This window comes from uncultured Tepidimonas sp. (assembly GCF_938045175.1).
Classification (GTDB): Bacteria; Pseudomonadota; Gammaproteobacteria; order Burkholderiales; family Burkholderiaceae_C; genus Tepidimonas.
The window spans coordinates 1-9,011 of the sequence record NZ_CALIND010000107.1 but is presented as its reverse complement, the minus strand read 5'-3'; the positions used below and the strand labels follow the sequence as shown (position 1 = coordinate 9,011).

At 68.8% G+C, this 9,011-nt stretch carries 9 protein-coding genes; all 9 read right to left on the bottom strand.

What is annotated here, in order from left to right; all coding sequences use genetic code 11:
* Window positions 1-185: hypothetical protein (locus tag Q0716_RS05700; protein ID WP_299020697.1), on the bottom strand; the 185-nt coding region annotated here is incomplete at its 3' end.
* The gene (gene mraY / locus Q0716_RS05695; protein ID WP_299020694.1) at window positions 182-1,360 is read right to left on the bottom strand and encodes a phospho-N-acetylmuramoyl-pentapeptide-transferase; all 1,179 of its coding nucleotides are present in this window, start codon (window positions 1,358-1,360) and stop codon (window positions 182-184) included. The genes Q0716_RS05700 and mraY, both read right to left, overlap by 4 nt.
* Window positions 1,350-2,783, bottom strand: coding sequence for a UDP-N-acetylmuramoyl-tripeptide--D-alanyl-D-alanine ligase (gene murF, locus Q0716_RS05690; protein ID WP_299020692.1), 1,434 nt, complete (start codon window positions 2,781-2,783; stop codon window positions 1,350-1,352). The genes mraY and murF overlap by 11 nt, the downstream gene beginning before the upstream one ends.
* Before the next feature lie 11 nt (window positions 2,784-2,794).
* Window positions 2,795-4,357, bottom strand: coding sequence for a UDP-N-acetylmuramoyl-L-alanyl-D-glutamate--2,6-diaminopimelate ligase (locus Q0716_RS05685; RefSeq protein WP_299020689.1), 1,563 nt, complete (start codon window positions 4,355-4,357; stop codon window positions 2,795-2,797).
* The gene (locus Q0716_RS05680) at window positions 4,354-6,090 is read right to left on the bottom strand and encodes a penicillin-binding protein 2 (RefSeq protein ID WP_299020699.1); all 1,737 of its coding nucleotides are present in this window, start codon (window positions 6,088-6,090) and stop codon (window positions 4,354-4,356) included. The genes Q0716_RS05685 and Q0716_RS05680 overlap by 4 nt, the downstream gene beginning before the upstream one ends.
* A gap of 23 nt (window positions 6,091-6,113) precedes the next feature.
* Entirely contained in the window at window positions 6,114-6,404 is a 291-nt protein-coding gene (gene ftsL / locus Q0716_RS05675) for a cell division protein FtsL (protein ID WP_299020687.1), read from the bottom strand.
* On the bottom strand, window positions 6,395-7,342 hold the full coding sequence (gene rsmH, locus Q0716_RS05670) for a 16S rRNA (cytosine(1402)-N(4))-methyltransferase RsmH (RefSeq protein WP_299020684.1): 948 nt from the start codon (window positions 7,340-7,342) through the stop codon (window positions 6,395-6,397). The genes ftsL and rsmH overlap by 10 nt, the downstream gene beginning before the upstream one ends.
* Before the next feature lie 16 nt (window positions 7,343-7,358).
* The gene (mraZ, locus tag Q0716_RS05665) at window positions 7,359-7,787 is read right to left on the bottom strand and encodes a division/cell wall cluster transcriptional repressor MraZ (RefSeq protein WP_299020681.1); all 429 of its coding nucleotides are present in this window, start codon (window positions 7,785-7,787) and stop codon (window positions 7,359-7,361) included.
* Window positions 7,788-8,023: 236 nt separating this feature from the next.
* Window positions 8,024-9,011, bottom strand: a 988-nt coding sequence (gene hslU / locus Q0716_RS05660; protein ID WP_299020678.1) for an ATP-dependent protease ATPase subunit HslU, incomplete at its 5' end; no start/stop codon positions are given.

Here is a 9,011-nt window from a genome sequence, read left to right as displayed (position 1 = left end):
GGGGCCACCGCCTGCAGCGCGTCGGCCTGCGGCGGCTCGGCGCGCGTGTCGGCCACGGTCACGCGCGCCCCAGCAGCGTGCAACCAGCGCGCCAGCGCCCGCCCCGAGGCACCCAGCCCCAGCACGAGCACATCGCGCTCGCGCACACCGGGCAGCAGGTCGTGGGTCCAGACGGTCGTGTTCATCGCAGCTTGAGGGTGGACAGGCCGATGAGGCACAACAGCATGGTGATGATCCAGAAGCGCACGACGACCTGCGTCTCGCGCCAGCCGGATTTTTCGAAGTGGTGATGCAGCGGCGCCATCTTGAACAGGCGCCGGCCCTCGCCCCAGCGGCGTTTGGTGTATTTGAACCACGCCACCTGCAGCATCACCGACAGCGCCTCGGCGACGAAGATGCCGCCCATGATCGCCAGCACGATCTCTTGGCGCACGATAACGGCGATCGTGCCCAGGGCGGCACCCAGCGCCAGCGCACCGACGTCGCCCATGAATACCTGCGCGGGATAGGCGTTGAACCACAGAAAGGCCAGGCCCGCCCCGGCCATGGCGGCGCAAAAGACCAACAGCTCGCCCGTGCCTGGGATGTAGGGCAGCAGCAGATAGCGCGCAAACACCGCGTTGCCCGTCACATAGGCAAAGACGCCCAGCGCCGAGCCCACCATCACCACCGGCATAATGGCCAAGCCATCCAGGCCATCGGTCAGGTTGACCGCGTTGCTCGAGCCCACGATGACCAGGTAGGTCAGAATCACAAACCCGGTCACCCCCAGCGGGTAGCTGATCTCTTTGAAAAACGGCACCATCAGTCCGGCCTGCTGCGGCAGCTCGACCTGAAAACCGGAGCGGACCCACTCGACGAACAATGCCCACACCCGCGCGTTGGAGCTCTCGGAGATGGCAAACACCAGATAAAACGCCGCCACCAGGCCGATGACGGACTGCCAGAAATATTTCTCGCGCGAGCGCATACCCTCCGGGTCTTTCCGCACCACCTTGCGCCAATCGTCCACCCAGCCGATGGCCCCCATCGCCAAGGTCACGGCCAGCACGATCCACACGAAACGGTTGGACCACTCGAACCACAACAGCGTCGCGACCGTGATAGCAAACAGGATCAGTACCCCTCCCATGGTGGGCGTGCCGCTCTTGCTGAGGTGGCTCTGCACGCCGTAGGCGCGCACCGGTTGCCCGATCTTGAGCGCGGTCAGGCGCCGAATGAACCACGGCCCCGCCGTCACACCGACCAGCAGCGCCGTCATGGCCGCCATGACAGCGCGAAACGTCAGGTACTGAAAGACCCGCAGAAAGCCCAGCTCGGGCCAAATGCCCTGCAGCCACTGTGCCAGACTAGGCAGCATGGGGGGCCTCCTCCTCGTCCGCGCGCGTGTGCATGGCGGCCAGTGCCGCCACCACCCGCTCCATGCGCATGAAGCGCGATCCCTTGACCAACACACTGCCCCCGCCGGCGGGCAGGGCGGCGGGGAGCGCCGACAGCAGGGCCTCGGCCGTGGCAAAGTGCTGCAGGCGCAGCGGTGCGGCATCCAGCGTCGCCGTGGCCTGCCCCATCCAGTCGCCCAGCAGCCACACGCGCTCGATACCCTGCGCCAGCGCGTGCTGCAGCACCTCTCGATGGAAGGCCAAGGCTTGCGCGCCCACTTCGCCCATGTCGCCCAGCAGCAACCAGCGCGGCCCCGGCAAGGCGGCCAACATATCGATGGCAGCGCGCACCGAGTCTGGATTGGCGTTGTAGGTGTCGTCGACCACCGTCCAGCGCGCACCGTGCAGCGTCAACACCCGGGTGCGGCAGCGGCCCGCCACCGGCTCGAAGGCAGCCAAACCCGCCGCGATCGCCGCCAACGGCACCCCGGCCGCCAACGCGCACGCCGTGGCCGCCAAGGCGTTGCGCACGTGGTGCCGACCGGCGATGCGCAAGCGTGTCTCGAACGCGCCCTGTGGCGTGTGGATGCGCAGCGACCACGCGCCGTCGATCCACTCGGCGCCGATGAGCTGCACATCGGCACCGTGCTCGCCAAAAGACAACGTGGCACGCGCACCCGCAAGCGTGCGCCACAGGGGGGTGTAGACATCGTCCGCCGGAAAGACCGCCGTGCCTTGCGCAGGCAGGGCGGCGAGCACCGCGCCGTTTTCTCGCGCCACGGCCTCGACGCTGGCCATGAACTCCTGGTGCTCGCGCTGCGCGTTGTTGACCAGTGCCACCGTGGGCTGCGCCATCGCAGCCAGGTGGGCGATCTCGCCGGGATGGTTCATGCCCAGCTCGACCACCGCCAGCCGGTGGCTGGGTCGCAGGCGCAGCAGCGTCAGCGGCACACCGATGTCGTTGTTCAGGTTACCGTGCGTGGCCAGCGCCGCCTCGCCCACTGCGGCGCGCAAAATGGCGGCCGTCATCTGCGTCACCGTCGTCTTGCCATTGCTGCCAGTGACGGCAATCAACCCCCCTGACCAGCGCGCCCGCCACGCGGTCGCCAGCGCGCCGAGCGCCGTGCGGCTGTCGGGCACCTCCACGCCGCTGAGCCCCGCGGCGGCCAGTCCATGCTCGGCCAGCGCGCCGACGGCACCCGCTGCCGCCGCCTGTGGCAAGAAGTCGTGTGCGTCGAAGCGCTCGCCGCGCAGCGCGACGAACAAATCGCCGGCCTGCAGCGTGCGCGTGTCGGTGTGCACGCGCAGCGGCGCCAGCGGCGCCACGTCGCCCACGACGCGCGCGTTGGGCAGTGCCTGCAGCAGCGCACCGAGGCCGTGCATGGGCGCGGGGGCCGGATTCATCGGCATCTCGGTCATCCCTGTGCCTCCCGGCGTTGGCGCAGCGCCGCGTGCGCATGGGCGCGGTCGCTAAAAGGTCGGCGCACGCCGGCCACTTCCTGATAGTCCTCGTGCCCCTTGCCCGCCAGCAGCACCACGTCGGCAGCGGCAGCGTGCTGTACCGTCCAGCGGATGGCTGCGGCACGGTCGGGCTCAACGATGGCGGCGGCAGGATCGGCCAGCCCCGCACGCATCTGGGCCAGGATATGCAGCGGGTCCTCGCTGCGCGGGTTGTCACTCGTCAGTACGACCCGATCGGCGCCGCGTTCGGCAGCGGCGGCCATGAGCGGGCGCTTGCCCGGGTCACGGTCACCACCGCAGCCCAGCACGCACCACAGGCGTCCGCCCCGGCGCACCGCCAGCGCGCGCACCGCCTGCAGCGCCTTGGCCACCGCGTCGGGCGTGTGCGCATAGTCGATGAGCACCAGCGGCAAGCCCTCGTCGGGGCCGTCGTCGGCACTCCAGGCGGACTGCATGCGGCCCGGCACGGCCCCGAGTGCCCGGCTGCTGCGCTCGATGACGGGCCAGGACAGGCCGCGGCTGCGCAGCACGGCCATGGCCGCCAGCAAATTGGCGACGTTGTAGTCGCCCACGACGGGCAATTCGAACGTCGCGCGCGCTTCGCCCTCGGCGACCGTAAAGCGCACGCCCTGCGCGCGCCACTCGCGCTGCAGCAGGCGCAAGCGGGCCGGCGTCTCGGGCTGCGTGGCCACGGTCCAGAGTTCCACGCCCGCCTCACCCGTGCGGCACGCGAGCGCCTGCGCCAATTCGTGACCATACGGGTCGTCCACGCACACCACCGCCACCTGGAGCCCCGGCCAGTCGAACAGGCGGCGCTTGGCGGCCCAGTAAGACGCCATCGTGCCGTGGTAGTCCAAGTGGTCTTGCGTCAGGTTGGTAAAGACCGCGGTGTGCACGGCAGTGCCGTCGAGCCGCCCTTCTTCGATGCCGATCGACGATGCTTCCATCACCACGGCACGCACGCCGTCGTCGGCAAAGGTGCGCAGGGCACGTTGCAGGGTCACGGGGTCGGGCGTCGTCAGGCCAGTGGGGACCAACGCCGCACCGGGGCGTCCCATGCCCAGCGTGCCGATCAGTGCTGCCTCGACTCCCGCGGCCTGCAGCCACTGCGCCGTCCACCACGCGGTGGACGTCTTGCCGTTGGTGCCGGTGATCGCCACCACGTCCAGCGCTTGGCTGGGGGCGTGCCAAAAAGCACTGGCTAGGGCGCCGACCACGCCGCGCAGGCCGCGGAAGGTCGCGACCCGAGCCGACCCTGGCTCGCCTCGATCGAATGCCGCCTCGGGGTGCGCTTGCTGCCACTCGGCCAGGCCCTCGGCCTCCACCACCACCGCGACGGCGCCCGCGTCGAGCGCAGCGGGCACGAACCGGCGCGCATCGACCGCCGCCCCGGGCCAAGCGATGAAAGCGTCGCCGGGCCGCAGCGCGCGGCTGTCGGCGCACAGCCCAGTGGCGCCGCACGCGCGCAACCACGCCAACAGGGCATCCAGCGACTCGAAGGATGGCAGCGCGCTCACACCGGATCCTCCTCGATGGCATCGGCCACGATCTGCGGCTGCACACGCATGTCAGGCGGTACCCCCAGCAGGCGCAGCGTCTGCTGGGCGACGTCCGAAAACACCGGCGCCGCCACGGCGCCACCGTAGATCACGCCGTTGCTGGGCTCGTCGATCATCACCGCGATCACCACGCGCGGCTGATCGATGGGCGCCAGGCCGACGAAAAAGCTGCGGTACTTGCGGGCGGCGTAGCCTTTGCCCTCCTGCTTGCGCGCGGTGCCGGTCTTGCCCCCCACGGAGTAACCCACCGTCTGCGCCAGTTGCGCCGTGCCACCGGGGCCGGCGGCCATGTGCAGCATGTGCCGCACCGCCAACGCATGGCGCTCGCTGAACACGCGCACGCCATGCGCGGGCTGGTCGGTGCGCAACAGGGTGATGGGCACCAGCTCGCCATCGCGCGCGAACACGGTGTAGGCCTGCGCCAGCTGCAGCAGCGACACCGACAGCCCATAGCCGTAGCTCATGGTGGCCTGCTCGATCGGTCGCCACGTTTTGTACGGCCGCAGTCGGCCGCTGGTGGCACCCGGAAACGGTACTGGTGGCTTGTGCCCGAAGCCGGCGCGGGTGTAAGCCTCCCACATGTCGCGCGGCTGCAACTGCATGGCCATTTTTACCGTGCCGACGTTGCTGGACTTCTGAATCACCTCGTTGACCGTCAGCACGCCATAGGGGTGCACATCGGAAATCGTGAAGCCCCCCATCTGCAGCCGCCCCGGAGCGGTGGGGATCGGTGTCTCGGGCGTGACCAGCCCCTTGTCCAGCGCCAGCGCGGCGATGAACGGCTTCATGGTCGAGCCAGGCTCGAAGCTGTCGGTCAGCGCCCGGTTGCGCAGTTGCTCGCCGGTCAAGCTGCGGCGGTCGTTGGGGTTGTAGCTGGGGTAGTTGGCCAACGCCAGCACCTCGCCCGTGTGCGCATCCAGCACCACCGCACTGCCCCCGCGGGCGTTGTGCTGTAGCACCGCGTCTTTCAGGCGCTGGTAGGCAAAGTACTGGACCTTGCCGTCGATCGACAGCTGCAGGTCTCGGCCATCGACCGGCGGCACGATGTCGCGCACATCCTCGACGATGCGGCCCAGCCGATCCTTGATCACGCGGCGCGAACCGGGACGACCGCTGAGCTCGCGGTCGAACGCCAACTCGACCCCCTCTTGGCCACGGTCTTCGACGTTGGTGAAACCCACCACGTGCGCCAGCGCTTCCCCCTGCGGGTACTGGCGCTTGTACTCCTTGCGCAGGTACAGGCCCTTGATGCCCAGCGCCTGCACCTGACGCGCCACCGGCTCGTCCACCTGGCGCTTGATCCAGACAAAGTTTCGCTCACCCACCTGCAGCCGGCGCTGGAGTTCGGCCAGCGGCATCTCCAGCAACCGTGCCGCTTCGCGCAATCGGGGGTGGTTGGGATCGACGTCCTCGGGGTCGGCCCAGACGCTCTGCGCCACCACGCTGGTGGCCAAAATCATGCCGTTGCGGTCCAGGATGCGGCCGCGGCTGGCGGGCAGCTCCAGCGTGCGGGCATAGCGCACCTCGCCCTGGCGTTGGAAGAAGTCGTTGCCGATGACCTGCACGTACGCCGCCCGCGCCGCCAGCCCGGCAAAGGCCAGCGCCAGCATGGCGACGATGAAGCGGCTGCGCCATACGGGCGTGGCGCTGGTCAACAGCGGACTGCTCCCGTAGGCGATGCTGCGCGGCACCGGGGCGGGCGTCGGCTTGCGGCTCACGGCTGCCCCCCCGGCTCGACCACGGTGGTCGCCAACGTCACGTATTCGGTGATGCCCGGGTGCGCGGGACGCATTTGCAACTGGCGTTGTGCCATCTGCTGCACACGCGACGGGGCGGCCAGCGCACGCTGCTGCGCCACCAGCCGCTCGTGCTCGGCGGCCAGGCGGTTGGCCTCGGCGCGCGCACGCTCGTTGGCCACGTACAGGCGGCGCGAGTCGTACTGCAGCGTCACCAGATAGAAACAGCTGGCCAACAGCGCCAGCAACAGCACGAGGTTCAAGCGCATCGCGGCCCCCTCGTATCGGCTGGCGCCGGTGCAGCGGTGCGGGTGGCCGCGCGCATCACGGCGCTGCGCGCACGCGGGTTGGCCTCGACCTCTGCCGGGGAGGGCAGGGTGCGCGTGACGTGTGCCAGCAACGCGGGCGGCGGCTCGACCACGGGAGCGCGGCGATCGACCGATGGCCGCGCGTGCGCCACCATGAAGCGCTTGACGCAGCGGTCTTCCAGCGAGTGGAAGCTGATCACCACCAGCCGCCCGCCCGGGCGCAGCAGCACGAGCGACGCCTTCAGCGCCTGTTGCAGCTCTTCAAGCTCGGCGTTGACGTAAATCCGAATAGCCTGAAATGTGCGCGTTGCAGGGTCCTTGCCCGGCTCGCGGGTTTTGACCGCGCCAGCCACGATTTCGGCCAGCTCGGCGGTGGTTCGAACAGGCCCCCGTTCCTGTCGGCGACGATCAATCGCCTTTGCAACCGATGCAGCAAACCGCTCTTCGCCGTATTCACGAAACACCTCCGTCATCTCGGCCACGCTGGCCGTGGCCAGCCACTGGGCGGCGCTGAACCCGCGCGTGGGATCCATGCGCATGTCCAGCGGCCCGTCGTGGCGGAAGGAAAAACCGCGCGCCGGGTCGTCCAACTGCGGCGAGCTCACGCCCAAGTCCAGCAGCAGCCCGTCGGCACTGTGGGCCGGCTCATGCACCAGGGCGGCAAAGCCTTCGTGCCGCACCGCCACCCGCGGGTCGGTCGCCGCCAGCGCCTGGGCCACCGCAATCGCCTCGGGGTCCTTGTCGAACACCGTCAGGCGCCCCCGCGGCGACAAGCGCTGCAAAATCGCGCGGCTGTGACCGCCGCGGCCAAACGTCGCGTCGATGTAGTGACCGTCCGGTTGGATCTGAAGGGCCTCGACCGCTTCGTTCAACAGGACGGTGCGATGGGGATGGGTCATCGGCACCGCCCGCTCCTCAGAACGAAAAGTCCTGGAAGGCCTCGGGCATCTCGCCCTTCATGGCCTCGGCCTCCTGGGCCGCGTACGTGGCCGCATCCCAGAGTTCGAAGTGATTGCCCATGCCCAGCAGCATGGCCTCTTTGGTGATGCCGGCCGCCGCGCGCAACTCGGGCGCAATCAGCACGCGCCCCTGGGCGTCCATCTCGACGTCCTGCGCATTGCCCAAGAAGATGCGCTTCCACCACTGCGCCGACATGGGCAGCTGCGCGATGCGCTGGCGAAACGCCTCCCACTCCGGGCGGGGAAAGATCATCAGACAGCCGTGCGGGTGCTTGGTGATGGTGAGCAGACCGCCCGCCGTGGCGCTGAGGACGTCGCGATGCCGGGTCGGCACCGAGAGCCGACCTTTGGCATCGAGACTGAGGGACGAGGCGCCTTGGAACACGGATCAGATCCCGCCGTGAAAAACCACTTTTCACCACTTTTTTGCACTAGCTCCCACTTTAGCACCAAAAACCTCCGCACGACAAGTCCGCCGCGGGTTTTTTCTCGTGAAATCAAAGAGTTAAGGCCAATTGGGCACCCCAATCGGCCTTAAAAAACAGACGCCGAATCAAATGCTTACAAGGCAGCGTGCAAGCAGCTTGTCAAGAAGCGCGGCGCCCTCGCGCGCGGCGCCGGTCAGAGGATGAAGCGCGACAAATCCTCGTGCCGGGCCAGCTCGCCCAGCCGGGCGTCGACCATGGCGGCATCCACCGTGACGGTCTGGCCGCTGTGGCGCACCGCGTCGAAGCTGATCTCGTCGAGCAGCCGCTCCATGACCGTGGCCAGACGGCGCGCCCCGATGTTTTCGGTGCGCTCGTTGACCTCGTAGGCGATGGTGGCGATGCGCCGGATGGCGTCGTCGGCAAACACCAGTTGCACCCCTTCGGTGGCCAACAGTGCCTGGTACTGGCGCACCAGGCTGGCGTGCGTCTGGGTCAGGATCGCCTCGAAATCCTGCACCGACAGCGGCTGCAGCTCCACCCGGATCGGAAAGCGCCCTTGGAGCTCCGGGATCAGGTCACTGGGCTTGCTCAGGTGAAACGCGCCGCTGGCGATGAAGAGGATGTGGTCGGTCTTGACCGGCCCGTATTTGGTGGAGACGGTGGTGCCCTCCACCAGCGGCAGCAGGTCGCGCTGCACGCCCTGGCGCGACACGTCGGCGCCGCCGACCTCGCTGCGCGTGGCCACCTTGTCGATCTCGTCGATGAAGACGATGCCGTTTTGCTCAAGGTTATGGATCGCCTCGGCACGAATGTCCTCCTCGTTGACGAGCTTGGCGGCCTCCTCCTCGATGAGCAGGCGGCGTGCCTCGGCGATGCGCAGGCGGCGCGTCTTGCGCCGCCCCAGGTTGAGCTGACCGAACAGCCCCTTGATCTGCTCGGCCATCTCTTCCATGCCGGCGGGCGTCATCACCTCCAACTGCGGCTGGCTCGCCGCCAGCTCGATATCGATTTCCTTGTCGTCGAGCTGACCCTCACGCAGCTTTTTGCGAAACACCTGGCGCGCCGCGCCGTCGCGCGCCACGACGCCGTCGCGCGGCGGGGGCAGCAGCGCATCCAGGATGCGGACTTCGGCCACATCCTCGGCGCGCGTGCGCACGCGCGCCATCGCGGCCTCGCGCGTT